Source organism: Streptomyces lunaelactis (genome assembly GCF_003054555.1).
GTDB classification, from domain to species: domain Bacteria; phylum Actinomycetota; class Actinomycetes; order Streptomycetales; family Streptomycetaceae; genus Streptomyces; species Streptomyces lunaelactis.
The window spans coordinates 3,277,964-3,303,757 of record NZ_CP026304.1 but is presented as its reverse complement, the minus strand read 5'-3'; the positions used below and the strand labels follow the sequence as shown (position 1 = coordinate 3,303,757).

At 69.5% G+C, this 25,794-nt stretch carries 32 protein-coding genes, 1 tRNA gene and 1 riboswitch; of the genes, 21 read left to right on the top strand and 12 right to left on the bottom strand.

Annotated elements, in window-relative coordinates; all coding sequences use genetic code 11:
- Positions 1-116: 116 nt before the first annotated feature.
- Complete coding sequence (locus SLUN_RS14890; RefSeq protein WP_108148950.1) at positions 117-1,412, bottom strand: PTS transporter subunit EIIC; 1,296 nt, start codon at positions 1,410-1,412, stop codon at positions 117-119.
- A gap of 231 nt (positions 1,413-1,643) precedes the next feature.
- Between SLUN_RS14890 and SLUN_RS14885 the strand changes: the two genes are divergently transcribed.
- The 4 genes from SLUN_RS14885 (at position 1,644) to rdgB (ending at position 3,799) form a co-directional block, all read left to right on the top strand.
- Positions 1,644-1,877: a PTS sugar transporter subunit IIB gene (locus SLUN_RS14885; RefSeq protein WP_108148949.1), complete on the top strand. Its 234-nt coding sequence runs from the start codon at positions 1,644-1,646 to the stop codon at positions 1,875-1,877.
- Positions 1,878-1,970: 93 nt separating this feature from the next.
- On the top strand, positions 1,971-2,708 hold the full coding sequence (rph, locus tag SLUN_RS14880; RefSeq protein WP_108154753.1) for a ribonuclease PH: 738 nt from the start codon (positions 1,971-1,973) through the stop codon (positions 2,706-2,708).
- A 93-nt stretch (positions 2,709-2,801) separates the two neighbouring features.
- On the top strand, positions 2,802-3,188 hold the full coding sequence (locus SLUN_RS14875; protein WP_108148948.1) for a DUF8711 family protein: 387 nt from the start codon (positions 2,802-2,804) through the stop codon (positions 3,186-3,188).
- 8 nt (positions 3,189-3,196) lie between these two features.
- Positions 3,197-3,799, top strand: coding sequence for an RdgB/HAM1 family non-canonical purine NTP pyrophosphatase (gene rdgB, locus SLUN_RS14870; RefSeq protein WP_108148947.1), 603 nt, complete (start codon positions 3,197-3,199; stop codon positions 3,797-3,799).
- A gap of 48 nt (positions 3,800-3,847) precedes the next feature.
- Here rdgB and SLUN_RS14865 read toward each other — a convergent pair.
- Both SLUN_RS14865 and bcp read right to left on the bottom strand, forming a co-directional pair.
- A tRNA-Leu gene (locus SLUN_RS14865) sits at positions 3,848-3,922 on the bottom strand.
- A gap of 131 nt (positions 3,923-4,053) precedes the next feature.
- Complete coding sequence (bcp, locus tag SLUN_RS14860; RefSeq protein ID WP_108148946.1) at positions 4,054-4,521, bottom strand: thioredoxin-dependent thiol peroxidase; 468 nt, start codon at positions 4,519-4,521, stop codon at positions 4,054-4,056.
- Between the two features lie 127 nt (positions 4,522-4,648).
- On the opposite strand from bcp, the gene SLUN_RS14855 reads away from it, so the two are divergent.
- From SLUN_RS14855 to SLUN_RS14845, 3 genes are all read left to right on the top strand, one after another.
- Complete coding sequence (locus SLUN_RS14855; RefSeq protein ID WP_108148945.1) at positions 4,649-4,969, top strand: DUF3618 domain-containing protein; 321 nt, start codon at positions 4,649-4,651, stop codon at positions 4,967-4,969.
- Between the two features lie 82 nt (positions 4,970-5,051).
- Positions 5,052-5,354 carry a GroES family chaperonin gene (locus tag SLUN_RS14850; protein WP_108154752.1) on the top strand — a complete coding sequence of 101 codons (303 nt, stop codon included), beginning with the start codon at positions 5,052-5,054 and terminating at the stop codon, positions 5,352-5,354.
- Positions 5,355-5,442: 88 nt separating this feature from the next.
- Positions 5,443-5,502, top strand: a riboswitch (guanidine-III (ykkC-III) riboswitch).
- A 31-nt stretch (positions 5,503-5,533) separates the two neighbouring features.
- On the top strand, positions 5,534-5,854 hold the full coding sequence (locus tag SLUN_RS14845) for a DMT family transporter (protein WP_108148944.1): 321 nt from the start codon (positions 5,534-5,536) through the stop codon (positions 5,852-5,854).
- 17 nt (positions 5,855-5,871) lie between these two features.
- On the opposite strand, the gene SLUN_RS14840 is transcribed toward SLUN_RS14845, so the two are convergent.
- Positions 5,872-8,265: a transglycosylase domain-containing protein gene (locus SLUN_RS14840; RefSeq protein ID WP_108148943.1), complete on the bottom strand. Its 2,394-nt coding sequence runs from the start codon at positions 8,263-8,265 to the stop codon at positions 5,872-5,874.
- 124 nt (positions 8,266-8,389) lie between these two features.
- Here SLUN_RS14840 and SLUN_RS14835 point away from each other — a divergent pair, with 124 nt between their 5' ends.
- The 6 genes from SLUN_RS14835 (at position 8,390) to SLUN_RS14815 (ending at position 12,626) form a co-directional block, all read left to right on the top strand.
- On the top strand, positions 8,390-9,190 hold the full coding sequence (locus SLUN_RS14835) for an ABC transporter permease (protein WP_108148942.1): 801 nt from the start codon (positions 8,390-8,392) through the stop codon (positions 9,188-9,190).
- Between the two features lie 19 nt (positions 9,191-9,209).
- Positions 9,210-9,986 carry an ABC transporter permease gene (locus SLUN_RS40325; RefSeq protein ID WP_175264653.1) on the top strand — a complete coding sequence of 259 codons (777 nt, stop codon included), beginning with the start codon at positions 9,210-9,212 and terminating at the stop codon, positions 9,984-9,986.
- Between the two features lie 3 nt (positions 9,987-9,989).
- Entirely contained in the window at positions 9,990-10,949 is a 960-nt protein-coding gene (locus tag SLUN_RS40320) for an ABC transporter ATP-binding protein (protein WP_175313558.1), read from the top strand.
- A 36-nt stretch (positions 10,950-10,985) separates the two neighbouring features.
- Positions 10,986-11,678 (top strand): DUF1707 SHOCT-like domain-containing protein, encoded by a 693-nt coding sequence (locus tag SLUN_RS14825; protein ID WP_108148941.1) that lies wholly within the window; start codon positions 10,986-10,988, stop codon positions 11,676-11,678.
- A 70-nt stretch (positions 11,679-11,748) separates the two neighbouring features.
- Positions 11,749-12,036 carry a hypothetical protein gene (locus tag SLUN_RS14820; RefSeq protein WP_108148940.1) on the top strand — a complete coding sequence of 96 codons (288 nt, stop codon included), beginning with the start codon at positions 11,749-11,751 and terminating at the stop codon, positions 12,034-12,036.
- Positions 12,036-12,626 carry a hypothetical protein gene (locus SLUN_RS14815; RefSeq protein WP_108148939.1) on the top strand — a complete coding sequence of 197 codons (591 nt, stop codon included), beginning with the start codon at positions 12,036-12,038 and terminating at the stop codon, positions 12,624-12,626. Before SLUN_RS14820 ends, SLUN_RS14815 begins: the two co-directional genes overlap by 1 nt.
- A 10-nt stretch (positions 12,627-12,636) precedes the next feature.
- Here the strand turns inward: SLUN_RS14815 and SLUN_RS14810 are convergent, their stop codons facing one another.
- Positions 12,637-13,773: a hypothetical protein gene (locus SLUN_RS14810; RefSeq protein ID WP_159100255.1), complete on the bottom strand. Its 1,137-nt coding sequence runs from the start codon at positions 13,771-13,773 to the stop codon at positions 12,637-12,639.
- Positions 13,774-13,799: 26 nt separating this feature from the next.
- Positions 13,800-15,050, bottom strand: a complete 1,251-nt coding sequence (locus SLUN_RS14805) for an SGNH/GDSL hydrolase family protein (protein WP_108148937.1) — start codon at positions 15,048-15,050, stop codon at positions 13,800-13,802.
- A gap of 97 nt (positions 15,051-15,147) precedes the next feature.
- On the opposite strand from SLUN_RS14805, the gene SLUN_RS14800 reads away from it, so the two are divergent.
- Positions 15,148-16,527 carry a DUF445 domain-containing protein gene (locus tag SLUN_RS14800; protein WP_108148936.1) on the top strand — a complete coding sequence of 460 codons (1,380 nt, stop codon included), beginning with the start codon at positions 15,148-15,150 and terminating at the stop codon, positions 16,525-16,527.
- A 106-nt stretch (positions 16,528-16,633) separates the two neighbouring features.
- On the opposite strand, the gene SLUN_RS14795 is transcribed toward SLUN_RS14800, so the two are convergent.
- Positions 16,634-17,230: a TetR/AcrR family transcriptional regulator gene (locus SLUN_RS14795; protein WP_108148935.1), complete on the bottom strand. Its 597-nt coding sequence runs from the start codon at positions 17,228-17,230 to the stop codon at positions 16,634-16,636.
- 104 nt (positions 17,231-17,334) lie between these two features.
- On the opposite strand from SLUN_RS14795, the gene SLUN_RS14790 reads away from it, so the two are divergent.
- Positions 17,335-17,769 carry a hypothetical protein gene (locus tag SLUN_RS14790; protein WP_108148934.1) on the top strand — a complete coding sequence of 145 codons (435 nt, stop codon included), beginning with the start codon at positions 17,335-17,337 and terminating at the stop codon, positions 17,767-17,769.
- A gap of 135 nt (positions 17,770-17,904) precedes the next feature.
- Positions 17,905-18,426, top strand: a complete 522-nt coding sequence (locus SLUN_RS14785) for a hypothetical protein (protein ID WP_217505386.1) — start codon at positions 17,905-17,907, stop codon at positions 18,424-18,426.
- Positions 18,427-18,476: 50 nt separating this feature from the next.
- Here the strand turns inward: SLUN_RS14785 and SLUN_RS14780 are convergent, their stop codons facing one another.
- Positions 18,477-19,259: an excalibur calcium-binding domain-containing protein gene (locus SLUN_RS14780; RefSeq protein WP_257153727.1), complete on the bottom strand. Its 783-nt coding sequence runs from the start codon at positions 19,257-19,259 to the stop codon at positions 18,477-18,479.
- 418 nt (positions 19,260-19,677) lie between these two features.
- On the opposite strand from SLUN_RS14780, the gene SLUN_RS14775 reads away from it, so the two are divergent.
- Positions 19,678-20,634 (top strand): putative endonuclease domain-containing protein, encoded by a 957-nt coding sequence (locus SLUN_RS14775; protein ID WP_108148932.1) that lies wholly within the window; start codon positions 19,678-19,680, stop codon positions 20,632-20,634.
- Between the two features lie 122 nt (positions 20,635-20,756).
- On the opposite strand, the gene SLUN_RS14770 is transcribed toward SLUN_RS14775, so the two are convergent.
- Together SLUN_RS14770 and SLUN_RS14765 are read right to left on the bottom strand one after the other, a co-directional pair.
- Positions 20,757-21,131 (bottom strand): hypothetical protein, encoded by a 375-nt coding sequence (locus tag SLUN_RS14770; protein ID WP_108148931.1) that lies wholly within the window; start codon positions 21,129-21,131, stop codon positions 20,757-20,759.
- A 72-nt stretch (positions 21,132-21,203) separates the two neighbouring features.
- The gene (locus SLUN_RS14765) at positions 21,204-21,641 is read right to left on the bottom strand and encodes a glycine-rich domain-containing protein (protein ID WP_254710038.1); all 438 of its coding nucleotides are present in this window, start codon (positions 21,639-21,641) and stop codon (positions 21,204-21,206) included.
- A 560-nt stretch (positions 21,642-22,201) separates the two neighbouring features.
- Between SLUN_RS14765 and SLUN_RS14760 the strand changes: the two genes are divergently transcribed.
- From SLUN_RS14760 to SLUN_RS14745, 4 genes are all read left to right on the top strand, one after another.
- Positions 22,202-22,459 (top strand): hypothetical protein, encoded by a 258-nt coding sequence (locus SLUN_RS14760; RefSeq protein ID WP_108154749.1) that lies wholly within the window; start codon positions 22,202-22,204, stop codon positions 22,457-22,459.
- Positions 22,434-22,967, top strand: coding sequence for a DUF6879 family protein (locus tag SLUN_RS14755; RefSeq protein WP_170146578.1), 534 nt, complete (start codon positions 22,434-22,436; stop codon positions 22,965-22,967). Before SLUN_RS14760 ends, SLUN_RS14755 begins: the two co-directional genes overlap by 26 nt.
- Before the next feature lie 21 nt (positions 22,968-22,988).
- Complete coding sequence (locus tag SLUN_RS14750; protein ID WP_108148930.1) at positions 22,989-23,840, top strand: helix-turn-helix domain-containing protein; 852 nt, start codon at positions 22,989-22,991, stop codon at positions 23,838-23,840.
- A 195-nt stretch (positions 23,841-24,035) separates the two neighbouring features.
- Positions 24,036-24,554 (top strand): DUF6879 family protein, encoded by a 519-nt coding sequence (locus SLUN_RS14745; protein ID WP_108148929.1) that lies wholly within the window; start codon positions 24,036-24,038, stop codon positions 24,552-24,554.
- 193 nt (positions 24,555-24,747) lie between these two features.
- On the opposite strand, the gene SLUN_RS14735 is transcribed toward SLUN_RS14745, so the two are convergent.
- A complete protein-coding gene (locus tag SLUN_RS14735; RefSeq protein WP_108148928.1) occupies positions 24,748-24,942 on the bottom strand; it encodes a DUF397 domain-containing protein in 195 nt (64 codons plus the stop codon).
- Entirely contained in the window at positions 24,942-25,787 is an 846-nt protein-coding gene (locus SLUN_RS14730; protein WP_108154747.1) for a helix-turn-helix domain-containing protein, read from the bottom strand. The genes SLUN_RS14735 and SLUN_RS14730 overlap by 1 nt, the downstream gene beginning before the upstream one ends.
- Positions 25,788-25,794: the final 7 nt, after the last annotated feature.

Below are 25,794 nucleotides of genomic sequence, written 5' to 3'. Positions count from 1 at the left end.
GATTTCTGTGGCCTGGGCCATACTCCGAAATGCACGACATAAGGCCCCCGGACGACAGGTCCAGGGGCCTTATAAGTCATTACGGGAGGGCCGCAGGGGCCCGGAATCCCGCGGTTCTACTTGGTGATGTCCCGCTTCACCTCGGCTTCGACCTCCTCCGGTTCACGCCCCGGAGTCGGGATATCGAACTTCGTGATCGCGAACCGGAAGATCGCGTAATACATGACCGCGAAGCCGAGCCCGATCGGAATGATCAGCCAGGGCTTGGTCGCCAGGCCCCAGTTGATGACGTAGTCGATCAGGCCCGCCGAGAAGCTGAAGCCGTCATGGACGCCGAGCCCCCAGCTCACCGCCATCGACACACCCGTGAGCACCGCGTGAATCGCGAACAGCAGCGGGGCGACGAACAGGAACGAGTACTCGATCGGCTCGGTGATGCCGGTGACGAACGACGTCAGCGCCACCGAGAGCATCAGGCCCCCGACCTCCTTGCGGCGGTGTGGCTTGGCGCAGTGGGTGATGGCCAGCGCCGCGGCCGGGAGCGCGAACATCATGATCGGGAAGAAGCCCGTGGTGAACTGGCCCGCGTTCGGGTCGCCCGCCAGGAACATGGTGATGTCACCGTGCACGACGACGCCGTCCGGCTTGGTGTAGCTGCCGAACTGGAACCAGATGGGCACGTTCAGGAACTGGTGCAGACCGATGACCAGCAGGGCCCGGTTGGTGACACCGAAGATGCCCGCACCCCACGAGCCGAGGCCCACCAGCCAGTCGCTGAAGTTCTCCAGCGCGTCGCCGACCGGCGGCCAGACCCACAGGCACAGTGCGGCGAACGCGATGGCGACGAAGGACATGATGATCGGGACGAGCCGTCGGCCGTTGAAGAAGCCGAGCCAGTCCACCAGCTTGGTCCGGTGGTAGCGCTGCCAGAAGTAGGCGGTCAGCAGGCCGATGACGATGCCGCCGAAGACGCCCGGATTCTGGTACGTATTGGCCGCGACCGATCCGTCGGGCGCCTGGCAGCCCAGGGCCACCACGACTGCCCCGCCCACACAGTCCTCGGGGAACTGGCGCAGGACGTTGTAGTAGACCAGGAAGCCCACCACCGCCGCGAGCGCCGTGGAGCCGTCGGACTTCTTGGCCATGCCGATCGCGACGCCGACGCAGAACAGCATGGGCAGGCCGAGGTTGCCGTCCAGCAGCGCGCCGCCCGCGCCGGCCATCACCTTGGCGACGTTGTCCCAGCCGAGCCCCTCCGCGCCGAAGACATCGGGCTGGCCGAGCCGGTTGAGGATGCCGGCCGCCGGGAGGACGGCGATCGGCAACTGCAGGCTGCGGCCCATCTTCTGCAGTCCCTGGAACGCGCCCGCCCACCACTTCTGCTGCGGCGCGGCGGCGCTGTCGGAACTCATCGGCGTCCTCCCGGAACAGGCCTGGTTTGGCAGCTGCTTGCAGACTGGTGTAGACCAGTTGCCGTACGGCCCCGGCGCCCGGCCGCGAGACAGGGCTCTGGTGATCGTCATCATTCGGTACGAGGCGGTTACCCGCTCGCGAGGATGGGCCAACCGTGCGTTACCGTGACAAATCGGACCTACGGTGGGCCGAGGCAGCGCTCAGCGCTCTTGAGACGCAGGGAGAAAGACATGGCCAGCAAGGCTGAGAAGATCGTCGCCGGGCTCGGCGGAATCGAGAACATCGAAGAGATCGAGGGCTGCATCACCCGCCTCCGTACCGAAGTTGTGGACCCGAGCAAGGTCGACGAGGCTGCTCTCAAGGCCGCCGGCGCCCACGGTGTCGTGAAGATGGGCACCGCGATCCAGGTCGTCATCGGCACCGACGCCGACCCCATCGCCGCCGACATCGAAGACATGATGTGAACCTCTGAACCCCTGAGCCGCTGAGCTCGACCGCGAGGGGCCCGTTCCGCACCGGAACGGGCCCCTCGCCTGCGTGCGGCTAGGCTCATGCTCATGTCTCGAATCGACGGCCGCACGCCCGAACAGCTCCGCCCGGTCACCATCGAACGCGGATGGAGCAAGCACGCCGAGGGCTCCGTCCTCATCGCCTTCGGCGACACCAAGGTCTTCTGCACCGCCTCCGTCACCGAAGGCGTCCCGCGCTGGCGCAAGGGCAGCGGCGAAGGCTGGGTCACCGCCGAGTACTCGATGCTGCCCCGCTCCACCAACACCCGAGGCGACCGCGAATCCGTACGCGGCAAGATCGGCGGCCGCACCCACGAGATCAGCCGTCTCATCGGCCGCTCGCTCCGAGCCGTCATCGACTACAAGGCCCTCGGCGAGAACACCATCGTCCTCGACTGCGACGTCCTCCAGGCCGACGGCGGCACGCGTACCGCCGCGATCACCGGCGCGTACGTCGCCCTCGCCGACGCCGTCGGCTGGGCCCGGGGCAAGAAGCTCGTCAAGGCCGGCCGGCAGCCGCTCACCGGCACCGTCGCCGCCGTCAGCGTCGGCATCGTCGACGGCACCCCCCTCCTCGACCTCTGCTACGAGGAGGACGTACGCGCCGAGACCGACATGAACGTCGTCTGCACCGGCGACGGACGCTTCGTCGAAGTCCAGGGCACCGCCGAGGCCGAGCCCTTCGACCGCAAGGAGCTCAACGCGCTCCTGGACCTCGCGACCGGCGGCTGCGCCGACCTCGCCGCACTCCAGCGCGACGCTCTCGAGCGCTCGCTCCAAGGGTAAAGAAGCAACCAAGAACGCCCCGTCGGGCGTCGTTACACTCACGGGCGCGGGGGCCGAACCGCGCGCCCGTCCGTATCCCGGGAGGACCGTTCCATGTCTGCGCGCCGCCGCATAGCCCTCACGCTCGCCACCGCCGCTCTGGTCGTACCGATCACCGTCGGCTGCAGCGCCATCGACAAGGCCTTCGACTGCGTGGAGACCGCCGACGCGATCGCCACCAGCGTCGACAAGCTCCAGCAGGCGGTCTCGACCGCCGCCGACGACCCGACGCAGGCCCGCGAAGCGCTCGACGACATCGACAAGGAACTGAAGAGCCTCAGCGACAAGACCGACAACGCCGACCTGAGCAAGGCCGTCGACGACCTCAACGCCGGCGTCGACAACGTCCGCAAGTCGATCGAAGGCGGCGACAACACCCCGGACATCAAGCCCATCACCGACGCGGCGGGCGAAATCGGCAAGGTCTGCACGCCCGGATAATCGAGGGCATGACCCGTCTGATCCTCGCCACCCGCAACGCCGGGAAAGTCACCGAACTCAAGGCCATCCTCGCCGACGCGGGCCTGCCCCACGACCTCGTCGGCGCGGATGCCTACCCCGACATCCCCGACGTCAAGGAAACCGGCGTCACCTTCGCCGAGAACGCACTCCTCAAGGCCCACGCCCTCGCCCGGGCAACCGGCCTCCCGGCCGTCGCCGACGACTCCGGCCTCTGCGTCGACGTCCTCGGCGGCGCGCCCGGCATCTTCTCCGCACGCTGGGCAGGCACCCACGGCGACGACACCGCCAACCTGGAGCTGCTGCTCGCCCAGCTCCTCGACATCGACACCCCCCACCGGGGCGCCCACTTCGCCTGCGCGGCCGCACTCGCCCTCCCCGACGGCACGGAACGCGTCGTCGAAGGCCGCCTGCTGGGCACGCTGCGCCGCTCCCCGCACGGCACCGGCGGCTTCGGCTACGACCCGATCCTCCAGCCGGAGGGCGAGACGCGTACGTGCGCGGAGATGTCCCCGGCGGAGAAGAACGCGATCAGCCACCGGGGGAAGGCGTTCCGGGCGCTGGTCCCGGTGGTGCGGGAGCTGTTGGGCTGACCTACGCCGAAGGGCGCGGCACCGATGTGGTGCCGCGCCCCTCACAGGTGGGCCCGGTGGGACTTGAACCCACGACATACCGGATCTAAACCGGCATCCTCTTGCCAGCTGGGATACGGGCCCGCGCCGCTTACTCTACTGGGCGCCGGGTTGGGGCAGAGGAGTTGGAGGTTCACCCGCCGGTTGTCCCACCGGTCGCCGAGGAACGGCCCGCACCGCTTCGCGCGGTGCGGGCCGTCCCGAAACAGCGAGCCTCAGATGCTCAGGTCCTTGATGATCTTGGCGACATGGCCGGTCGCCTTCACGTTGTACATCGCATGCTCGACCTTGCCCTCCTCGTCCACCACGATCGTCGAGCGGATCACGCCCGTCACCGTCTTGCCGTACAGCTTCTTCTCGCCGAACGCGCCGTACGCCTCCAGCGTCTCCTTCGACGGGTCGCTGACCAGCGTCACCTTCAGGTGCTCCTTCTCGCGGAACTTCGCCAGCTTCTCCGGCTTGTCCGGCGAGACGCCGATGACGTCGTAGCCCGCTCCCGCCAGCAGGTCCAGGTTGTCCGTGAAATCGCAGGCCTGCTTGGTGCAGCCGGGCGTCAGGGCCGCCGGGTAGAAGTAGACGATCACCTTCCGGCCCTTGTGGGACGCGAGCGAGACCTCGTTGCCGTCCGCGTCGGGCAGGGTGAAGGCGGGGGCGGTGTCGCCGGGCTGGAGTCGCTCGCTCATGGTTCTCCTTGAGGGGACGTGAGGGTGTACGCCACCGAGCGTAATAGGGGTGCCGTGGGGTGCGGCGGCGGCCGAGCTGACAGACTGTCGGCGAAGGATTGCCGGAAACGACCACGGAGGCAGCGCGGTGTCGGATGCCAGGACCCCTGCGCAGATCGAGGCGGACATCGTCCGCCGGCGCGACCAGCTCGCCGAGATGCTCGACGAGATCGGGGTGCGGGTGCACCCGAAGACGGTCATCGGCGATGCCAGGGCGAAGTTCGTCTCGTCCGTGGATCACACCGCAGGGCGCGCCGTCGTTGCCGTGAACCGGACCGTGTCCGAAGTGAAGGCGCAGTTCGTCTCGGAGGACGGTGCGCCGCGCCTGGCGCGGCTGGTTCCGGTGGCGCTCGTGGCCGTGGGCCTGGTGGGGCTGCTCGCCTTCTCGGTGCGAAGGCGCCGTGGGTGACCCTCGGGCGTGCGGAGCGGTCCCGGGCAGGTAGGTTCGACGCGTGAGCGACAACACCCACGACGACAAGCTGCCCATCCGGATGCTGCACGACCGTGTGCTGGTGCGGACCGACATCCCTGAGGGTGAGCGGCGTTCCAGCGGCGGCATCGTCATTCCGGCGACCGCCGCGGTGGGCCGCCGGCTGGCCTGGGCCGGGGTGGTCGCGGTCGGGCAGAACGTACGGACGGTGGAGCCGGGGGACCGGGTGCTGTACGACCCCGAGGACCTTGCCGAGGTCGAGGTGCGCGGGGTGGCGTACGTACTGATGCGGGAGCGCGATCTGCACGCGGTCGCCGCGGACCGTTTCCAGGGCTCCGAGGACTCCACCGGGCTGTACTTGTAGGCGGTAGCGGCAGACGGTGCCGCAGGGCTGGTGAGAGGGCTGGTGGCGGATGTCACCAGCCTTTTCTGTGGCCCTTTGCGGCCCCTTTGCTATGTTCGGATGATCCCGACGAGACGCGTCGTACCGGGTACTGCAAAGACGACGCACCCCGCTGAAGTCCGCGTCTCGGAGGTGCCGTCATGGCCTGGGTTCTGCTTGTTGTCGCCGGTCTGCTCGAGGTCGGCTGGTCGATCGGGATGAAGTTCACCGACGGGTTCACCCGGCTGTGGCCGAGTGTGTTCACCGGGCTCGGGATCATCGCCAGCATGCTGTTGCTGTCGCACGCCGCCAGGACCCTGCCGATCGGTACGGCTTACGGCGTCTGGGTCGGCATCGGTGCGGCCGGTGCGGCGGTGGTCGGCATGCTGGTGCTCAATGAGCCCGCGACCGCAGCCCGGATCTTCTTCGTCGCGCTGCTGCTGGTCGCGGTGGTGGGGCTGAAGGCCACCTCGGGTCACTGAGGGGCACGACTGTCACTTCACTGGCGTCGGGGCGGGGTGCGGGTGGGTTTGCTGCCCGCGCCACCGTCCGCCGTGCCGCCGCCGGCGTCCGTGCCGCCGGTGGTTGATCCCCCGTCGGTCGTACCCCCGGTGTCCGTACCCCCGTCGGTGGTCCCGCCGTTCGTCTGGCCTCCGGTGTCGGTGCCGCCGTCCGTCTGACCGCCCGTGTCCGTGCCGCCGTCCGTCTGGCCGCCGGTCGGTCCCTGCGTCTGCCCCTGCGTCTGCCCCTGCGTGTCCGGCGGCTGTGACTGCGACGGCGACTCGGACGGCGCCTGCGACGGTGCTTCGAACGACTCGGACGGCTCCTCCGGCTCCACCGGAGGCGGCACGTCCTCAGCGCCCTCCTGCAGCTCCAGGTCGAACTCCTCGATGCCGGAGTCCTCGAGCGCGTCACCGGTGAACTGGCCCCAGATCTCCGCCGGCGCCCCGCCGCCGTTGATCCGTGGCAGCCCCAACGCCCCGTACAGCGGCTTCTGTACGCCCGTCACCGGGTCCTGGCCCATCACCGCGACCACCGTCGCCAGGTCCGGGGTATAGCCCGCGAACCAGGCGGCCTTGTCCTCCTCCGCGGTGCCGGTCTTGCCGGCCGCGGGGTGGCCCGCCGACCGGGCCGCGGTGCCGGTGCCGCCGTCGACCACGCTCTGCAGGATCGAGGTGGTCGTGTCGGCGGCCTCCCGGCTGACGGCCTGCTCGTTGGCCGCCTTGAGGATGCGTACGTCCTTGCCGTCCTTGCTGACCGACTCGACGAGCGTGTACGTGCCGTGCTTGCCGTGGTTGGCGAGGGTCGCGTACGCCTCCGTCATGTCGAGGACGCTGGCGGTGGCGGGGCCCAGCGCGATGGAGGGGGACGCGGTCAGGTCCGGGGTGCTCGCGGGGATTCCGAGGCCGATCGCGGTCTGCCTGACCCTGGCGGGTCCGACGTCCATGGCCATCTGCGCGTAGACCGCGTTGACGGACTTGTCGGTGGCGGTGCGGACGGCGATGGGGCCGTACGAGATGTCGTCCTCGTTCGCGGGGGAGTACGGCTTTCCGCTCCAGCCCTCGACCGTGCGCCTGTTGGTGCCGTCGTAGACGGTGTTGGGCGTGATGGTCCGGCCGTCCTGGGTGACGGAGTCGTTCTCGACGGCGGCGGTGAAGACGAACGGCTTGAAGGTGGAGCCGACTTGGTAGTCGCGGCGGGTCGCGTTGTTGACGTACTGCTTGGTGTAGTCGATGCCGCCGTACATGGCGACGACCTTGCCGTTGGCGGGGTTGATGGAGGCGCCGCCGACACGGACGTTGCGGTCGGCCTTGCGGTCCTCGTCCAGTTTGGACGTCACCTGGTCATTGACGGCCTCGGCGAAGGCGTCCTGCTTCTTGCGCTCCAGGGTGGTGGTGATCCGGTAGCCGCCGGTGGCCAGGGTGTTCTCGTCGATGATCCTGTTGCCGGTGAGGTAGTCCTCGACGGCCTGGACGATGTAGCCGCGCTGGCCCGACAGGCCGGTCGCGGGCTTCCCCGTCTGCGGTGCGGGGAACCTCATGGCCGCGCGGTCGGCGGGGCTGAGCCAGTTCTCCTTGACCATGCCGTCGAGTACGTAGTTCCAGCGGCCGAGCGCCGCGGCCTTGTTCTCCGGGTGCGTGGCGACGTCGTACGCGCTGGGGGCGTTGAGGAGCGAGGCGAGGTAGGCGCCCTCGGCGGTGTCGATGTCCTCGATGTCCTTGCCGTAGTACGCCTGGGCCGCGGCCTGGATGCCGTACGCGTTGCGCCCGAAGTAGCTGGTGTTGAGATAGCCCTCGAGGATGTCGCTCTTGCTCTCCTCGCGGCCGAGTTTGATCGCGATGAAGAACTCCTTGGTCTTGCGGGAGACGGTCTGCTCCTGGCCCAGGTAGTAGTTCTTGACGTACTGCTGGGTGATCGTGGAGCCGGACTGTCTGCCCTTGCCGGTCAGGGTGTTCCAGGCGGCGCGGACCATCGCCTGGGGGTCGACGGCGCGCTCGGAGTAGAACTCCCGGTCCTCGGCGGCGAGTACGGCGCGCTGCACTGTCAGCGGAATCTGTGCGAGCCGGACGTTCTCGCGGTTGACTTCGCCGTCGCGGGCGATCTGGCTGCCGTCCTTGTAGAGATAGACGTTGGACTGGGCGGTGGCGGCGGCGTTGGCGGGCGGGATGTCGACGAGCAGGTAGCCGGCGATGAAGCCGCCGATCAGCAGCAGCGCGACGAGCAGGAACGTACCGAGCACCATGCGCCAGGTGGGGATGGCGCGGCGCCAGCCGGTGCGCTGGGGGCGGGCCTTGCCGGCCTTCTTTTCCTGCTTCCCGGGCCCGGGTGCGGGCGGTCCGACGACGGTGGCGTCCCGGGGTGTCCAGCCCTGCTGCTGTGGCTCGTCGGTCATACCCACATACTGCCCTTTTGGGCCGGATATCCCTCGCAGCCCTCAGCCCGATAACCGCTCGCGGCGGCCGTCGGGGGTGGACTAGGGTCGTGCGCTTTGGTGCCTTCGGGCGGAGGGAGCCGACATGCGTCTGTACGTGGCCGTTGCGGCGGGTGGCTTCCGGCGCCATGCCACGTACCGGATGGCCACGGCGGCGGGGGTGTTCACGAACACCGTCTTCGGCTTCATCCTGGCGTACACCTATATGGCCCTCTGGGACCAGCGGCCCCACCTGGGCGGCTACGACATGGCCGAGGCGCTCGCCTATGTGTGGATCGGGCAGGCGCTGCTGGCCACCGCCGGGCTGATGGGCGGCGGCTTCGAGGAGGAGCTGATCGAGCGGATCAGGACGGGCGACATCGCGATTGATCTCTACCGGCCCGTCGACCTCCAACTGTGGTGGTTCTCGGCCAACTTGGGGCGGGCGGCGTTCCATCTGCTCGGGCGCGGCGTGGTGCCGATGGCGGTCGGCGCGCTCGTCTTCGACCTCGCGCTGCCGTCGAGTCTGCTCACCTGGCCGGCCTTCCTCCTGTCGGTGGCGCTGGGCGTGACCGTCAGTTTCGCGGTCTGGTACCTGGTGGCGCTGAGCGCGTTCTGGCTGATGGACGGGGCGGGTACGGCCCAGGTCGCGTGGCTCGCGGGGCTGTTCTTCTCCGGGATGCTGCTGCCGCTCACGGTCTTCCCCGGCGCGCTGGGCGAGGTCGCGCGGGCGCTGCCCTGGGCGTCGATGCTCCAGGTCCCGGCGGATGTCTTCCTGGAGAAGCGCACGGGGTGGGGGCTGGTGCAGGCGTACGCGTTCCAGTCCGGCTGGGCGGTGGCGCTGCTGGCCGCCGGGCGGGCGCTGCAGTCCGTCGCGACCCGCAGGGTGGTGGTGCAGGGTGGGTGAGTCCTGGCGGACGTACCGGATGATCGCGGCGATGTGGATCCGGTCGACGATGACGTACCGCTTCTCCTTCGCGATGAGCACCTTCAGCAACTTCACGGCGACGATCTTCGACTTCGTGGTCATCGTGCTGATGTTCAGTCAGGTGAACGGTCTGGGTGGCTTCTCCTTCGCCGAGGTGGCCTTCCTGTACGGCACCACCAGCACCTCCTTCGGGCTCGCGGACCTCGCGATGGGCCAGGTCAACCGGCTGGGGAAGCGGGTGCGGGACGGGACGCTCGACACGCTGCTGGTGCGGCCGGTGCCGGTGCTGGCGCAGTGTGCCGCGGACCGGTTCGCGCTGCGCCGCCTCGGGCGGATCACCCAGGGGCTGCTGATACTGATCTGGTCGCTGGTGATCCTCGATGTGGAATGGACCGCCGTGAAGGTGGCGCTGGTGCCGCTGATGGCGGTCTGCGGCGCGCTGATCTTCTCGGCGGTGATGGTGGCGGGGGCGTCGTTCCAGTTCTGGGCGCAGGACGCGTCGGAGGTGACCAACTCCTTTACGTACGGCGGCAATACGCTGCTGCAGTACCCGCCGACGATCTTCGCGCAGGACCTGGTGCGCGGGGTCGTCTACGTGGTGCCGCTGGCCTTCGTCAACTGGCTGCCCGCGCTGTATGTCCTGGGGCGCGACGCCCCCGCGGGCGTGCCCGGCTGGGTGGCGTTCCTGCCGCCGCTCGTCGCCGGGCTGTGCTGCGCGCTCGCCGCGCTCGCCTGGCGGGCGGGCCTTCGTTCGTACCGGAGCACAGGGAGCTGAGGCATGGACTTCATCGAGCTCGAGGGCGTCGAGAAGGTCTTCGACGTACGGCGGAAGGCGGGCCGGCTGCGCCGCGAGAAGCATCAGGTCCGGGCGGTCGACGGGATCAGCTTCAGCGTGCCGCGCGGAGAAATGGTCGGCTACATCGGCCCGAACGGCGCCGGGAAGTCGACCACCATCAAGATGCTGACGGGGATTCTGACCCCGAGCGGCGGACGGCTGCGGGTCGCGGGCATCGATCCGTCCCGGGAGCGTACGAGGCTGGCGCGGCGGATCGGGGTGGTCTTCGGGCAGCGCACGACGCTGTGGTGGGACCTGCCGCTGAAGGACTCGTACCGGCTGGTGCACCGGATGTACCGGATCCCCGACAAGCGGTTCCGCGAGAACCTGGACCGCTGTGTCGAACTGCTGGATCTGGCCGAGCTGTTGGACGTGCCGGTGCGGCAGCTCTCGCTCGGGCAGCGGATGCGCGGGGACATCGCGGCGGCGCTGCTCCACGATCCCGAGGTGCTGTATCTCGACGAGCCGACGATCGGGCTCGATGTGATCTCCAAGGCGAAGGTCCGGGACTTCCTGCGGGATCTGAACGCCGAGCGGGGCACGACGGTGCTGCTGACGACGCACGATCTGACCGATATCGAGCAGCTGTGCAAGCGTGTGATGGTCATCGACCACGGGCGGCTGATGTACGACGGGGCGCTGGCCGGACTGCACGAGGTGGGGGAGAGCGAGCGGACGCTGGTGGTCGACTTCGAGCGCGAACTGCCGCCGGTCGCACTGGACTCGGCACGGACGGTGAAGGTGGAGGGGCCGCGGCAGTGGCTGGCGTTCCCGGCGTCGGCGTCGGCGGCTCCGCTGGTGGCGGCGCTGGCGGCCCAGTACCCGCTGGTGGACCTGTCGGTCCGGGAGCCGGACATCGAAGCGGTGATCGCGAAGATGTACGCGGAGAGATCGGGCCTGTGAGGCGGGATTTGTCAGACACGGCCTAGGCTGCCGGGTATGACGAGCGAACTCCCTGAGATGCGTGCCTCCGACACCGAGCGTGAGCGAGTGGCCGAGCGGCTGCGTGACGCGGTGGCGGAGGGGCGGCTCGACATGGAGGAGTTCGAGCAGCGTCTGGACGCGGCCTACAAGGCCCGTACGCACGGCGAGTTGGAGCCGCTGGTCAGCGACCTTCCGGTGGGTGACCTGCCGGTGGCGGGCGCGTCGGCGCCGGTGGCGGCCACCGGGCCGGGCGGCTGGGCGAAGCGCGTCGGCGGTCCCGCGACCTCGAAGGGGGCGTTCGCCTTCTGGGGCGGGTTCGGCCGGAAGGGCACCTGGACGGTGGCCCGGAAGTTCACCACCTTCACCTTGATGGGCGGCGGCGAACTCGATCTGCGGGAGGCCCGTTTCGAGGACCGCGACACCGTGATCCGCTGCATCGCGATCATGGGCGGAGTCCATGTCGTCGTACCCCCCGAGCTGAACGTCGAGGTCAGGGGCATCGGCCTGATGGGCGGCTTCGGCCAGCAGGGCGAGAGTGTGGGGGAGCCGAACCCGGCGGCGCCGCGCGTGGTCGTCACAGGCTTCGCGATCATGGGCGGGGTGGGCGTGGAGCGCAAGCGCACCCGGGCGGAGAAGCAGCGGCTCAAGGCGGAGCGTGCGCAGCAGGCGGACAGGCTGACGAAGGGCGAGCGCAAGGAGCTCGGCTGAGCCCGGTAGTGTCCCGTCGGTCAAGTGTCTGTGTTCTGTGTTCCGGGTTCGACGGTACGACGGGGGCGGGATGTTGCCGCGGTGGGTCAAGGTCGGCGTGGTCGCCGCGGTCGTGCTGGCTGCCGTCGGCTATTGGGCGAAGCCGTACGCCGACGACTGGTGGCTGGCGCGCCAGGCGTGCGGCGGGGCGATGCCGGACGAGGCCGTCGACAAGCTGATACCGGGCGACCAGCACCTGGCCTCCGAATACGAGTACGTGAGCAAGGAGCTGGGCACCTACTCCTGCGCGCTCAGCTATGGCTCGCGGAAGGCCGGCCGCGGCGCCTGCTCGTGCGTACCTCGGCGGAGAGGGGCGTGATGAAGGCCCAACGCGACGCCTCCCTGCGGACCGCTGTGGCTCTGACCAACGAGGCCTCCAAGCAGCTCGGTTGCGGGGCCGAGCCGCTCAAGGCCCCGGCCCGTGCGCTGCCCGAGGAGCCGAAGCCGGTGAGCCTGTCCGCCGCCGCCGGCACCGCCTGCGGCTGGCTGGCCGGTGCGAAGCTGCCCAAGGGCACGAACTGGACGGTGGGCATCGCCGCCAACGACGCCGCGCCGTTGAGCCGTTGCGAGCTCCACCGCTACGGTGACGACGACGTGGCGATGTTCTTCAACGCCTCGTACGGGGACTGGAGCGAGGTCCCGTTCAAGGACGCCGCCGACGAGCGGGCGTCCTCGTCGACGGACGGCTCGGTGACCCTGCCCCTGCTGACCGCCGAGTGGGGCCGGGCCAAAGCCCGCTGCGACGCCGAGGCGGCCAACTTCGAGGCGGGTTCGCGCAATGAGGTGCCGGGCATCAAGGGGCCGCAACTGCGAGCGCTGCTCACGGCCTTCGCGCAGGACCAGGTGAAGCGGCACGGCTGCACGGACCTCGCCCTACCGGGCCGTGAACTCCCCGTACCCAAACGGTAGTTGAGGGCAGTCAGAGCGCTTCGAGCATCCCGTTGAGATACGACTCGTCGATCTCGACGCGCAGATCGGCGATCCGGCCCGCGGACACCTTGCGGTCCTTCCCCCACTGCTCCAGGACGGCGTACAGCTGGTGCCGGCCGTCCAGCTGGGCCTCCTGCTCCGCCTTGCCCTTCGCCGCGCGTCGCGTGATGTCGCCCATCGGAGGCGTACTGGTGACCGGCCCGGACGCGGCCGGGAACGTACCCCTGCTGTTCTCGTACACCGCCCGGTTGAAGGCGGCGGCATCGCGGATCGTGCCGCCCTGCGCGGCGTCGGCACGCCGCTGCACCAGTGAGCCGATGTTGCGCGCAGCCATGCCCAGATCGTGTTCGGCCCCGAGCTTGCCCGTGCTGTTCTTCTCGTCGCGCAGCGAGGGGACCGCGCCGTCGCGGTCCAGCCGCTCCAGGTAGTACGCGAAGTAGGCGCGGTAGGCGTCGTAAAGGACGGCGAAGGCCTCCGGATCGGCGGTGATCCTCCCGAGGACCCGCTCGAACGTCACGTCCGTGTCGTGAACATCGTCCTCGACGCTGAAGGCTGCCGTCGCGTCACGCGGATCCGGGAACTCCCCGGCCCACTCGCGGCTCTCCTCGAACGTACCGGCGGGCCGGGAGAACTTGCGCTTGTCGGGGATGCCGTACCAGGTGCGCTGTACGTCGATGATGTAGTCGGCGAGCAGGCGCGCGACGTACGGACTCATTCCGGCGGGCAGCGGCTCGCTGTCCTCGGAGAGCGCCGAGGCGGCAGCGTACGCGACGCGTGCCTGAGCCAGGGTGTGGGGCTTGCCCGCGCCGCCGGTCGCCCCGTTCAGGACGACCTTGCCGAGGATCGCGCCCTGCCCGTCGCAGGCGTGCAGATGCTCCTCGCTCAGCAGCTCGCTCATGACCTCGTACCGGGACAGATCGTCAGTGGGGTCGAGGGCTTTGGTGGCCGCCGCCGGATCGGCGGCGAGTGCCGCGGTCGCCGCCGGGACCTTCCAGCAGGGCTTCTCGTCGCCTTCACCCGTGAGTACCACCGCTGTTGTGGCCGCGGCCGCCACGATCACGACCGGCAGCCCGACGGCTATGACCCGACGCCGCCCGCCCCGCCTGAACCATTCGCGCATGCGCATCCGAGGAGGTTAGCGAGCGCCCGCCGTCACAGCCGCGCCGGGTCCACGGTCCTGCCCATCCGCGCGTAACCCGCGTCGCTGGGGTGGAGATGGTCCCCGGAGTCGTACATCGGCCGCAGCCGGGCGGGTGCGTACGGATCCCGCAGCGCCCGGTCGAAGTCGACGACCGCGTCGAAGATCCCGCCCGTACGGACGGCGGCGTTGACCTTGCCCCGCACGGCATCGAGGGCCGGGGTGCAGCGGTGGTGCCCGTCGCAGGGCAGCAGGGTCGTGCCGATCACGCGCAGTCCGCGCGCGTGTGCCCGGCGGGTGAGCTCGGTGAACCCGGCCGTGATCCGGTCGGCGCCGGTGCCCGGCTCCCGCAGCAGGTCGTTGATGCCGATCGCGACGATCACCGTCCTGACCCCGCTCTGCGCGAGCACATCGCGCTCGAAGCGGGCGAGCGTGCTGGGGCCCCGGCCGTCGGTGAGGAGACGGTTTCCGCTGATGCCCTGGTTGAGCACGCCGTAGCGTCCCCGCAGCCGGTCGGCGAGGACGTCCGGCCAGCGGCGGTTGGCGTCGGAGGTCGAGGTGACCCCGTCGGTGATCGAGTCGCCGATGGCGACGACCGCGCCGCGCGCGTCCCGGGTCAGCACATCGACGGCGGTGAGGTGGTGCCAGGCGCCGGTCCGCCGGGTGTACGCGTCCGGGCCGGGGTCCTGCGTACGGTCGCCGTCAGCGACGTACGAGGTCTGGCGCGCCTGCGGGTGGACGGTGACGAGCCCGCCGGGAGCGGCGGAGTGGACGGTGACCAGCACATCGCTGTCGTACGGGATCTCCAGCGCGACGGGATCACTGACGCGCTGCCCGCCGACCGCGACGGTGACGCCGCCCGCCCCGTGGAACGTCACCCGGCGCAGGGTGCCGGGAAGGGCCGCGGGGCCGTGGCCGGAGCGCAGGGCGATCGAGACCTGGTCGATGGTGAGGGGCCGGCTGCCGAGGAGGTTGGTGAGGGTGATCCGGGCGGCGGTGCCGCCGATGCTGGTGTGCACCACATTGCGTACGGAGCTGCCCGCGTGGTGTCCGCCGGCTCCGGACTCGGCTGTGGCCGCGGTTTTGGCCGGCGAGGCCTTCGCGGGGGCGGCGGACCAGGTGCCGACCCAGACCGCGGGCGCGGCGGTGGGCGTACGGGGCGGGGTGCCCGCCGCGGCACCGACTCCGAGGTATATCGCGCCGCATATGAGGGCAACGACGGCCGTGAGGGCAGCGAGTGTCGCGTACCCGCGGCGTTTGTTCATGAGCACATCATGCGACATGTCACGGGAACTCGATGTGCGTCCCGGGAGTACCTGAGATAGGGACAATGCGTACGGGGCGCGCGGACGGGTGGAGCGGATGGAACGTACAGAACGGGAACAGCTCGACGGCGGCGGGCCCGACAAGGACCCGGCGGCCGAGGACGGGCCGGGCAAGGACCGGGCAGCCGGGGCCCGCGCCCGCACGCCCCTCCCCTCCTTCGCGTACACCGACGCGGACGCGGAGAAGATGCGTGGCGTGCGCCGGATGAAGACGACGGCGACCGGCGCGCTCCTGCTGGTCGCCCTCATCTTCGTACTCGCCACCTGGGCGAAGAACTCGGGAGCGGGCCCCTGGGCCGGCTATGTCGCCGCCGCGGCGGAGGCGGGCATGGTGGGCGCCCTGGCCGACTGGTTCGCGGTCACCGCCCTCTTCCGCTACCCGCTCGGCCTGCCCATCCCGCACACCGCGATCATCCCGAACAAGAAGGACCAGCTCGGCACCACCCTCGGCTCCTTCGTCGGCGAGAACTTCCTCTCCGGCGACGTCGTACGCACCCGGCTGCACGCCCTCGGCATCGGCCGCCGCCTCGGCGCCTGGCTCGCGGAACCCGCCCACGCCGACCGGGTCACCGCCGAGCTCTCCACCGCCCTGCGCGGCGCGCTGGCCGTGCTGCGCGACTCCGACGTCCAGGCGGTCGTCGGCGAGGCGATCACGCGCCGCGCGGACAGCGCGGAGATCGCCCCGGGCGTCGGCAAGACCCTGGAGAAGGTCGTCGCCGACGGCGCCCACCACCGTGCCGTCGACCTGATCTGCGCCCGCGCCCACGACTGGCTCGTCCTGCACGCGGACTCGGTGCTGGACGCGGTCGAGGGCGGGGCGCCGGGCTGGACGCCGCGCTTCGTGGACAAGCGGGTCGGCGAACGCGTCTACAAGGAACTGCTGCGCTTCGTCACCGAGATGCGGGACATGCCCGAGCACCCGGCGCGCGGAGCGATCGACCGCTTCCTGACGGACTTCGCGGCCGACCTCCAGTCGGACACGGACACCCGGGACCGGGTGGAGCGTATGAAGTCGGAGCTGCTGTCCCGTTCCGAGGTGCAGGACGTGATCGCCTCGGCCTGGTCCTCCGTACGCGCCATGATCATCTCGGCGGCGGAGGACGACCGGAGCGAGCTGCGGCTGCGGGCCCGCGCCTCGCTGCTGTCGCTGGGCGCGCGGCTGGCGACGGACGGCCGGCTGCAGTCGAAGCTGGACGGCTGGGTGGAGGAGGCGGCGGTGTACGTGGTGACCACGTACCGCGCCGAGATCACCTCGCTGATCTCGGAGACGGTCGCGAGCTGGGACGCGGAGCACACATCGCGGAAGATCGAGGCGCACATCGGCCGCGATCTGCAGTTCATCCGGATCAACGGCACGGTGGTCGGCGCGCTGGCCGGCCTGCTGATCTACACGCTGGCGCACGCGCTGGGCGCGTGACCGCTTCCTGCCGTCGTACGGTCACGCGCCCAGCAACCAGGGGAGGTTGCCGTTGAATACGTGCGGCGGGACGGAAGTGTTCAGTGCGGCCGCGGATGACCGCCCACTATGCCCCTCCCGGCGCCGGCGCCGCCAGCACGGCGCGGGCGAGCGCGTCGACTCCGTCGTGGATGTGCTGCGGTGAGGTGCCGCTCGTGGCGAGGTGCTCGATGAGGTCGCTGCGTACGGCGGCCAGCAGGGCATGAGCGAGGTAGTCGGCGTCCCGCTCGCCGCGGACCTCGGCCAGCAGCGAGGCGAGCTGTGCGTGCCACAGCGCGTAGGCGTCGTTCAGGTACGGGCTGCCGCTGCCCGCGCTCTCCAGGGCGAGCATCAGTGGGCGGGTTTCGAGCTTCAGGCTCAGCAGTGCGTCGAGGAGGGCGAGGACGCGTTCGCCGGCCGGGGTGCCGGGGCCGAGCGGCGGGGGGCCCGCGACGACATCGGCCCTCAGCTGTTCGGTGCGCTGCTCGACGAGGGCCTTGACGAGTCCGACGCGGTCGCCGAAGCGGCGGAAGAGCGTGCCCTTGCCGACTCCGGCGGCCGCGGCGATGTCATCCATGGAGACGCGGTCGGGGTCGCCGCGCTCGGTGAACAGGCGTGCTGCGGCGGTCAGCACCGCCTCCCGGTTGCGGGCGGCGTCGGCTCGCTCCTTGCGTGCGGGCGGCATGGTTCCTCCTCGACCAGAAAATCGGACCGATGGTCCGCATATTGAATCCGGACCAACGGTCCGAATATTAGCGCGGGCCCTACCGACCGTAGGAGGAACACACCATGACGGACACCACGCCTTCCGGGTTCCGGCACGGACCGGAGCTCCTCCTGGCCAAGGACATTGAGGCACGGGCGGATCTGTGTGCCGCCGCCGCCGCGGCCGCGGCGTTCGCCACCGCCGGCCGGGTACGACCCCACACCCTGGGCCATGGGCGCATCGTCCTTCGCTGGGGGCTGCGCCGCAGCGTGGAGATCCCCCTCAGGGCTGTCCGGCGGGTCGAGGTTGCCGGTCGACACGACCACCGGCCGTCCTCGTCCGACCTCGTGGTGCCTGGACGGGAGGCGAGCGCCCTCGTGCTCCACTTGAAGGACTCGGTCCAAGTACCCGCCCGTATGGGGGCTTTGCGGCCTGTCACCACCATCGTGGTGCCGCTGTCCGACGCCGCGGCGGCCTGCCGGGTGTGGCCGACGGCCACCCCGCCCGCGAGGTCGTGACCGGCCTCGCCTCGGCCGTGACCAACTCACCGGCCGCCATTCCCGTTCCCCATGAGGCGCGTACGAGCCTGTGTGCCTCCGCGGGTAGGGTCGCCGACGAGCTCAGCGCGAGCTCAGTACTGAGGGGGGGTCCTCATGCGTATCCATGAAGGCCGCGGTACGGCCGTGGCCGCCGTGTTCCTGGCGGCGTTTCTTGTGTCCTGCTCCGCTTCCCCGGAGGCCGGGTCCGACCGGAAGCCCGCTGCGTCGGAGCAGCCAGCGAAGGTCGCGGACGCTGCGGACGGAGCGGAACCGGCCGCCGCGGAACCGGCCGCCGCGGAACCGGAGGCCCAGGAACCGCTGCCCACTCCCGTCGAGAAGGTCCGCGACGCGTTCGCCACCCTGCAGGCCACGTTGGGCGACACCTGCACCCCGGGGAACTGCGACTACTTCCTGGGCCGGGTGAACGACGAACTGACGGGCCTCGACGAGGCGATGAAGGCGGACCCGAAGGGCCCGGGCCACTTCAAGCAGCCGCTGGCGTGGATGAGCGCGCTCCAGGAGACGCTGGGCGACGACACGTCGACCGCGAACCTCGAGAAGCACCGGAGCGAGCTCATCGGCGTGCGCGACAAGATCAACACCTGGATGCAGGACCACCCGGACGACTACCGCTGACCGGACGACTACCGCCGACGCGAATACGCCGGCCGGGCGGCCCCGCTCGATCACTCGCAGCCGACGCCGTCCCCGTCGCGGTCGAGGTGCCGCCCGTAGCCGGGATCCCCGGCGTGAATGGGGGCGGCACCGGCGGCCCGTACGGCGGTGCAGTTCTCGTAGTACGTACTCCCGCCGCCGCCTCCGGTACTGCCCCCCGTGCTGCCGCCCGTGCTGCCTCCGGTGGAACCGCCGCTTCCGCCACCGTACGGCTCGCAGCCGACGCCGTCCCCGTCCCGGTCGAGATGCGGCCCGTACCCGGGATCCGTACGCCCGATCGGATCGGCGCCGACGGCCCGTACGGCGTCGCAGTTGGCGTACACGACCTTGGGCGGCGCGGGCTTCTTGGGCTTCACGGGGGTGGGCGTCGGCGTGGGCGCCGTCACGGTGATCCGTACGACGGCGGTTCCGCTCAGCGGCTCGGCCCCGGCTCCCGCCACATCCACTCGGTACGTGAACTCGTCGGTGCCCCCGTACCCGGCGGCGGACGTGTAGACGATGGTGGACCCGTCGACCTTCGCGGTGCCGTTCCCTGGCCGGGTCTCCACCGAGACCGTGAACTCACCGGCCTCCAGGGCGACTTCGACGTTGCCCGACGTGCCGTCCTTGAGCGTGACGGTGTCGTTGCCGAGCACCTTCACCACGACCGCCTTCGCGGCATCGGCGCTCGCCTCGTCGTCGACGAGCCCGAGCACCGGCTCGGGCGTGGCCTTCACCGGTGCGGCCGCCTTGGGCGCCGCGCTCGTCGTAGCCGCCTCGGACGTGCCGTCGTCGCTGGTCCCCCCGCACCCCACGAGCCCGACCGCCATCACTAACGCGCAGGCCGCCACCGCGCTGTTCGCGCGCGTACTACCTCTCCATGACATGTGCCCCCCAAAGATGGATGGTTCCGAACTGAGAAGCTGAGCATGGCATTCCGTTTGAGCTCACGGGGTGTGAATGTGGGGGAACATCGCGTGATTGTGATGAAAGTGTGCGTACTTTCCCTACGTCACTGCTGGGGCTGACGCTCTCGGGACGGCGAGGGCCTGTGCACCGACGCCCCTGTGGCTGCCCTGAGTTGGCGCACCGCCCTCGCTGGTGAGGGCCGCGACCCCGGACGTGATCGTGAACGCGGATTCCGGCGATCCCGGAATCCCGGTACAGGAACGGGACTTACTGCTCACCGATTCCGCAACACCGGTTAGCGGAACGGTTCGCCAGGGGCATGGCTTGCCCACGCGCACCTGCACCGACCCGATCGTCACGGCCCAGGACGGCCTCGCCACCTCAAGGCAGTTGGCCGCCCTCGGCCTGCCCACCTCGACCATCGCCGACCGCTGCACCCGCGGCGGCCCCTGGCAACGGTTACTCCCACGCGTGGTCCTGCTCCAGACGGGAGTCCCGAGCCCACGCCAGCGCTTACGCGCCGCGCTCCTGTACGCCGGCGAGGCCGCACTGCTCACGGGCACGGCGGCACTCGCGCTGTACGGGGTGCGGGCGGCGGCCCCGCTGACGCGGCTGGGCCCGGTGGACGTACTCGTACCGGGCACGCGCAACCCGCGCAGCCATGGCTACGTCCGCACCCATCGCACCCAAGTCCCTTGCCGCCGACTGCCGGTGGAGGGCCTGCCCTGCGCGCCGCTGACCCGAGCCACGGCTGACGCGATCCCGTATCTGACGGGCCAGGACGCGGTGACGGCGCTCCTCGCCGAGGTCGTCCAACGCGGCCGCTGCACCCTCGACGAGCTCACGACGGCGCTCCGCTCCACCCACCGCGCGAGCGACCCCCGGGTCGCGACGACGATCGATGCCCTGACGGCAGGAGTCCGCTCCGTCGCCGAGGCCCGCGCCCGCCGCATCCTTCGGGAGGCAGGCATCCCGGACCCCGTGTGGAACCGCGACCTGTACCTGCCGGACGGCACGTTCCTGGCCCGCCCCGACGCGTACTGGCCACACGCGGGAGTGGCCCTCGAAATCGACTCCCGCGAATGGCACTTGAGCCCGGGGGACTGGGAACGGACGATGACCCGCCGCAACCGGATGGCCCGGCATGGCGTGATCGTGCTCTCGGCGTCGCCGTCCCAACTCCGCGACAGCCCGGGAGACATCGCGACGGCGGTGCGCGGGGCGCTGGCGACGGGGGCGGCGAGGGTCGGGCCGGCGGTGCGCGTGGGCTCCCTTGGCTGAGCCGCGCCCGGCGCAGGGCTGCGACGAAGGCGGCCCAGGCAGCGTGTCCGCGAACCGGGGTAGCCCCGGTCTGTCCGCGACGGGGACCGCGGACAGCCGGGACTGGCGGGTTGCTCGATCGGTCACTCGATGGTGAGACGACCCGTGCGGAGGATGGCGTGATTGGCGAAGAGGGCGTCCAGGTGCAGCTCGCGGGTCAGGTCGGCAGTCCACTTGGCGTCGGGAAGATCGCGGTAGGTGGGTGCCTTGACGGCGCGGGCCCTGGTGCATTGGGTGAGGATCCATCGGGCCTGTGTCTGGCCCGGGGGCGGGTTGGTGAACATGCTCGCGGCCAGCCGCCACAGGTGGTCACCGGTCGAGCTGTCCGGGGCGACGACTGTGACGACGGCAATGTCTCCCAGGCCGCGGGAGTCGCTGGACTGTGTGGTGTACGCGACGGTCAGGCCCTCCAGGTGGAAGACCGTGAGGCGGCTGCGTGCGGAGAGCAGGGTGGCCACGGGAGGGTTTCCGTTCTGCGCTCGAGGGTGCGCGGCCCACTGGGGGGAGGCGGGCCACACGTGAGCATCGGGTCAGCAGCCGTCGCCGTCGCCGCAGCAAGACGGCGCGTTGCACTCCGCCGCGGTGCCCCACAGTTCGTGGTCGACGACGTAGCCCATCTCCTCGATCGCACGGACTGTGCGCTTGATGGCAACGCCGTCGCGTAGGCGTTGGCCCTTGAGCGGGTTGTGGTGCAGGAACGCGCCGAACCGGCGGTGGCAGAAGTCGGCGTACTCGTGGCTGTGCAGGATGAAGGCGTGCCAGCCGGGGTCGACTTTCCGCGACGGGGAGAGCGGCACGTCGGTGCGGTGCCCGGCCATGTCGATGAAGGCGAGGGCCTGGTCCATCACGCGCTCGGCCCGGGGTCGGTCCATGTCCTCCTCGAACTCGAGGAAGGTGACGAGCCGTTCGAAGAGCCCGGCGTCGACGAGTCGGCGACCCGTGGCCTGGTCTGTTGCGAGAGCGGTCATGCGGTACTCCTCGGGTGTGTGATGGGTTGCGGACAGCACGGGCCCGCGTACACCTCGATGTCGAGGACGTGGGCGCCGATCACGGGCGGTGCCGACGCTGCGTGCGCCGGTCGTCAGGGGCTGGTCGCACCAAACGCAGGCGCGGCCGGCGTACTGCTCCCAGGAGAGGTCTACGGCGGCGGGGAGCTCGCGCTCGGCGGATGTGGGGGCGGTCACTGGTCGGGCCTGCAACGGGGGCAGGTGCACGGCGGGAGCGCGAGCGAATCCGGGATGCGTTCGGGGTCGCCGTTCGGGACTGTCAGCCTTCGGATCTCCCGCCGTCGGCGTGAAGTCCCATGCAACCGGTACACCTTGATCGTCATCACGGGCGTCCCCCGTCGGGTCATCAGCAGCGAATGCTCTGAACGTAGGGAGACCGCGCGCGCACAAGCCAACAATGTGCACCAGTGTGCGTACATGCATCCGATGGTGAGATGTGGCTGTATCGCGCCCTTGACGGCCCGCACTCGGAGTTGGAGATTGGTGCACATCAGTGCACCAGCTACGCACCGGAGGCGGCCATGCCCTTAACGTTCATCGGAATCGACCCCGAGACGGGACAGAACGGTTCACCAACGGCGTGGGTGGACTCCGAAACACGGGACATCGTCGTGCAGAGCTACACCGCCGACGAGGAGACGCGCGCCGAGTGCGTACGAACCACGGCACTGGGACACGCGAAAGGCATCCCCGCCCACGAGACAGTGATCCGGATCCCCCTCCGGATGGTGCCGATGCTGAGGGAGGCGTGCGATGCCGCAGAGCGAGCCCAGCTTTAACGACCTCATGGAGGGTGCGCAGCACTCAGCCGTGCACCTGGAGATGCGTGACCTCTACGGCGTCGGAGACGAAGCTGACGACTTCGCCGAATGGAGGCGCACTGGGCTGCGGGATGCAGACCCGGAGTCGGCGTACTGGCGTCCCTGGGTCGATCTCATCTCCCGCGCAGTGGCCCGCGGAGTGACTGTTCGCCGGGCACGGGTCGTGGCCGAGCCCGTCACCGACTACATCCGGTACGAGCACGCCGGGACGACCGTTAACGTCCATGCCGGCGAGCAAGTTCGCTGGCTGTCAAGGCGGTACGCCTCAGACCTGCTCCTTCCTGGCAACGACCTGTGGATCTTCGACGGTACGACCGTGTTGTTCAATCACTTCACGGGCAACGGCGATTGGCAGGAGTCTGGGATGGAGCTGCGTACCGAGCCGGCCATTGCCAAGCAGTGCAGTGTCGCGTTCGATGCTGTCTGGCAGCGGGCCGTCCCGCACGAGCAGTACGAGATCCACTAACCGCACCGGACAGGCCAGCACATGCCCACCTCCCCTTCATCCTCGGCTCAGGCTGCTCGCGAGAATGTGGCGCGTCAGCTCCGAGAACTGAGGAAGGAAGCTGGGCTCACAGTGACCGAGCTGGCCGATCGATGCGGATGGCATCACGCGAAAACCTCACGGATCGAGAACGCGAAGACGCCGCCGTCACCCACGGACATTCGCCTGTGGTGCCGCACATGCGACGCGGTGAGCCAAGCCGCGGACCTGATTGCGGCATCACGTCATGCGGAGTCCATGTACACAGAGTGGCGGCGGCGGGTCCGCACGGGGCTCCGCCAACTCCAGGACAGCTATGTGCCCTTGTATAAATCGACACGACTGTTCCGCGTGTATTGCTCGACGCTGGTCCCGGGCCTGCTCCAGACGGAGGGGTACGCGCAGGCGCTGCTGAGCGCGAACGCCCGTTTCCACGACGTGCCGGACGATGCGGCAGAGGCTGCCACCGCACGCCTCGAACGATCCCAGGTCATCCATGAGCAAGGGCACCGGTTTGTCTTCCTCGTCGAAGAAGCCGCCCTGAACTATCAGTTGGGCGACGCCGACGCGATGGCCGCGCAGCTGGGCCATCTGCTGACCGCCGGGGCACTTCCGTCGGTGTCACTCGGCGTCATCCCTGCGTCCACGCCGGAGCGACGCCTGTGGGCGCAGGAGACGTTCAGCATGTACGACGACACCCTGGTCTCGGTGGAGCTCCTGTCGGCGCAGGTGAACGTCACACAGCCGAGCGAGATCGGCTTGTACCTGAAGGCGTTCGAGGAGCTGCGGACCATGGCTGTGTACGGACAAGCGGCACGGGCGCTGATAGTGACGGCTATCGATGCTCTGAACTGACCTCGGAGGCGCAAACAAGCACCTGCTACCCAAACCAGAAGCGCGCCCTCGGCCGCCCTGGGCCAACTCCGGGACAGCCTTGGGGAGATCACAGCAGCGCGAGCATGCCGTCAACCCGCCTGAAGCTCTTCCACAATCCACGCCGCCATCGGCGAATCCCCGCGCTCATGGTGCACATCCCGAAGGAGGAATGCGATGCCGTCGAACGTCCCGACTTTCGATGACCTACTGTCCAGCGCCAAGAGGTCGGCCGTTCACCTGGAGATGCGTGACATCTACTACAGCAATCCTCGCTTCGAGGCATGGCAGGAGGGCCACCGCGTCGACTGGAACGACCGCGACTCGTGGTGGCGCCCCTTCCACCAGAGCATCGCCGACGCCGTCGCCCGAGGGGTGACGGTCCGCCGAGCCCGCGTAATCTCCGAACCGGTGACCGAGTACATCCGCTGGGAGCACTACGTCACACACGCCAACGTGACCGCGGGCGAGCAGGTGCGCTGGGTGCCGCGGCGGCTCGCGTCGGATCTGCTGCTGCCGGGCAACGATTTCTGGGTGTTCGACGACACCACGGTGAGGATCCACCACTTCTCCGGCGGTGGCGACTTCATCCAGGATGAGTTCCTCGACGAACCGAGGCTTGTGGAGCTGTGCGCCTCCGGCTTTGAACGCGTGTGGGACCGAGCCATCCCACACGAGCAATTCGAGATCCACTAGGGCGAGCACGCCAGAACAGCCTTGCCTCCCACATCCCCGTCGTCCAGCGTGCAGGCCGTGCGCGAAGCGGTTGCCGCACCGCTGCGCGAGATCCGGCTGGACGCGGGGATTGGAAAAACGGGATCTCAACTGACCCCGCGCAGCGCAGGTGTGGCCGGCGTCCAATCGAAGGAAGGAGGGGGCGTCGGTGCCCCTAGCTGAGGCGTCCCTCGAGTAGGGCGCCCACGAATTCCCTCCAGGCGGCCGGTCGGAGCTCGATTCGCGCACCATGCGGAACCTTGGAGTCCCTGACGGCGACGTCCACCGCAGACGCGGCGACCTCGACGCACTCGGTGCCGCTTCCTCCGCTGTACGAAGACTTGATCCAGCGGACGTCTTCCTGATCCATCACAGCTCCTTGCAGACCCGATCCAGGAGCGCGGCTGACGCGTGGATGTCCAGCGCCTGCGCGCGCAGGTACTCGAATGCCAACTTATAGCGCTCCAGTTCCTGCGGCTTCTCCATGAATAGCCCGCCGCCGATGATGTCCACATATACGACGTCGAGTTCGGGGGCGGGTCCTCCGAGGATGACGAAGCTCCCCACCGCGGCGGCATGGGCACCGGCGGCGAACGGCAGGATCTGAACGGTCACTTGAGGCTCATCGGCCCGCGTCAGCAGGAGGCTCAGTTGGTCCCGCATCACGTCGCGCCCGCCGACCATGCGTCGGATAACGGCTTCGTCGATCACGGCCCAGATGTGCGGGGGCTCCTCTCGATCTAGAAGCTCCTGCCGCTTCATGCGGATGTCGACCATGTGCGCGATCTCTTGATCCGTGCATCGCATTTCGGATGCACGGTGCACTGCCTCTGCGTACGCGCGGGTCTGGAGCAGGCCAGGCACGTACATGCAGGCGTAGTGGTCCTCGCGTACGACCTCGTCTTCCAGAGTCAGCATGAGGTTCATCGACTCAGGGATCGGGTCAGCGAGCGATCGCCACCATCCTTGAATCTTGGCTCCCTTGGCCAATTCGACGAGTGTCTCGCGCTCCTGGTCCGACGCACCGTACTCCCGGCAAAGCGCGTCGACGGCAGGCCACTTGACGGCGCCTTCCTTCTTCTCGTAGCGGCTCAAGGTGGCTTTGGAGACGCCAACCAACGCCCCGGCTTCCTCCAGCGTGAGGCCCTTGCGCTCGCGCAGGCGGCGTAGATCGGCGCCAAGTTGGCGCCTGCGGGTGGTCGGTCCAACTGCCATGGTCAAG

Coding starts and splice junctions, on each gene's coding strand:
- SLUN_RS14785 (WP_217505386.1), top strand. CDS start 17,905: ATGCGTATCCATGAAGGCCGCGGTACGGCCGTGGCCGCCGTGTTCCTG.
- SLUN_RS14815 (WP_108148939.1), top strand. CDS start 12,036: ATGAAGGCCCAACGCGACGCCTCCCTGCGGACCGCTGTGGCTCTGACC.
- SLUN_RS14745 (WP_108148929.1), top strand. CDS start 24,036: ATGCCGTCGAACGTCCCGACTTTCGATGACCTACTGTCCAGCGCCAAG.
- SLUN_RS14765 (WP_254710038.1), bottom strand. CDS start 21,641: ATGACCGCTCTCGCAACAGACCAGGCCACGGGTCGCCGACTCGTCGAC.
- SLUN_RS40325 (WP_175264653.1), top strand. CDS start 9,210: ATGATCGCGGCGATGTGGATCCGGTCGACGATGACGTACCGCTTCTCC.
- SLUN_RS14820 (WP_108148940.1), top strand. CDS start 11,749: ATGTTGCCGCGGTGGGTCAAGGTCGGCGTGGTCGCCGCGGTCGTGCTG.
- bcp (WP_108148946.1), bottom strand. CDS start 4,521: ATGAGCGAGCGACTCCAGCCCGGCGACACCGCCCCCGCCTTCACCCTG.
- SLUN_RS14790 (WP_108148934.1), top strand. CDS start 17,335: ATGACGGACACCACGCCTTCCGGGTTCCGGCACGGACCGGAGCTCCTC.
- SLUN_RS14800 (WP_108148936.1), top strand. CDS start 15,148: ATGGAACGTACAGAACGGGAACAGCTCGACGGCGGCGGGCCCGACAAG.
- SLUN_RS14805 (WP_108148937.1), bottom strand. CDS start 15,050: ATGAACAAACGCCGCGGGTACGCGACACTCGCTGCCCTCACGGCCGTC.
- SLUN_RS14845 (WP_108148944.1), top strand. CDS start 5,534: ATGGCCTGGGTTCTGCTTGTTGTCGCCGGTCTGCTCGAGGTCGGCTGG.
- SLUN_RS14760 (WP_108154749.1), top strand. CDS start 22,202: ATGCCCTTAACGTTCATCGGAATCGACCCCGAGACGGGACAGAACGGT.
- SLUN_RS14850 (WP_108154752.1), top strand. CDS start 5,052: ATGCTGCACGACCGTGTGCTGGTGCGGACCGACATCCCTGAGGGTGAG.
- SLUN_RS14885 (WP_108148949.1), top strand. CDS start 1,644: ATGGCCAGCAAGGCTGAGAAGATCGTCGCCGGGCTCGGCGGAATCGAG.
- SLUN_RS14835 (WP_108148942.1), top strand. CDS start 8,390: ATGCGTCTGTACGTGGCCGTTGCGGCGGGTGGCTTCCGGCGCCATGCC.
- SLUN_RS14750 (WP_108148930.1), top strand. CDS start 22,989: ATGCCCACCTCCCCTTCATCCTCGGCTCAGGCTGCTCGCGAGAATGTG.
- SLUN_RS14795 (WP_108148935.1), bottom strand. CDS start 17,230: ATGCCGCCCGCACGCAAGGAGCGAGCCGACGCCGCCCGCAACCGGGAG.
- SLUN_RS40320 (WP_175313558.1), top strand. CDS start 9,990: ATGGACTTCATCGAGCTCGAGGGCGTCGAGAAGGTCTTCGACGTACGG.
- SLUN_RS14755 (WP_170146578.1), top strand. CDS start 22,434: ATGCCGCAGAGCGAGCCCAGCTTTAACGACCTCATGGAGGGTGCGCAG.
- SLUN_RS14735 (WP_108148928.1), bottom strand. CDS start 24,942: ATGGATCAGGAAGACGTCCGCTGGATCAAGTCTTCGTACAGCGGAGGA.
- SLUN_RS14890 (WP_108148950.1), bottom strand. CDS start 1,412: ATGAGTTCCGACAGCGCCGCCGCGCCGCAGCAGAAGTGGTGGGCGGGC.
- SLUN_RS14810 (WP_159100255.1), bottom strand. CDS start 13,773: ATGCGCATGCGCGAATGGTTCAGGCGGGGCGGGCGGCGTCGGGTCATA.
- rph (WP_108154753.1), top strand. CDS start 1,971: ATGTCTCGAATCGACGGCCGCACGCCCGAACAGCTCCGCCCGGTCACC.
- SLUN_RS14875 (WP_108148948.1), top strand. CDS start 2,802: ATGTCTGCGCGCCGCCGCATAGCCCTCACGCTCGCCACCGCCGCTCTG.
- SLUN_RS14730 (WP_108154747.1), bottom strand. CDS start 25,787: ATGGCAGTTGGACCGACCACCCGCAGGCGCCAACTTGGCGCCGATCTA.
- SLUN_RS14825 (WP_108148941.1), top strand. CDS start 10,986: ATGACGAGCGAACTCCCTGAGATGCGTGCCTCCGACACCGAGCGTGAG.
- rdgB (WP_108148947.1), top strand. CDS start 3,197: ATGACCCGTCTGATCCTCGCCACCCGCAACGCCGGGAAAGTCACCGAA.
- SLUN_RS14840 (WP_108148943.1), bottom strand. CDS start 8,265: ATGACCGACGAGCCACAGCAGCAGGGCTGGACACCCCGGGACGCCACC.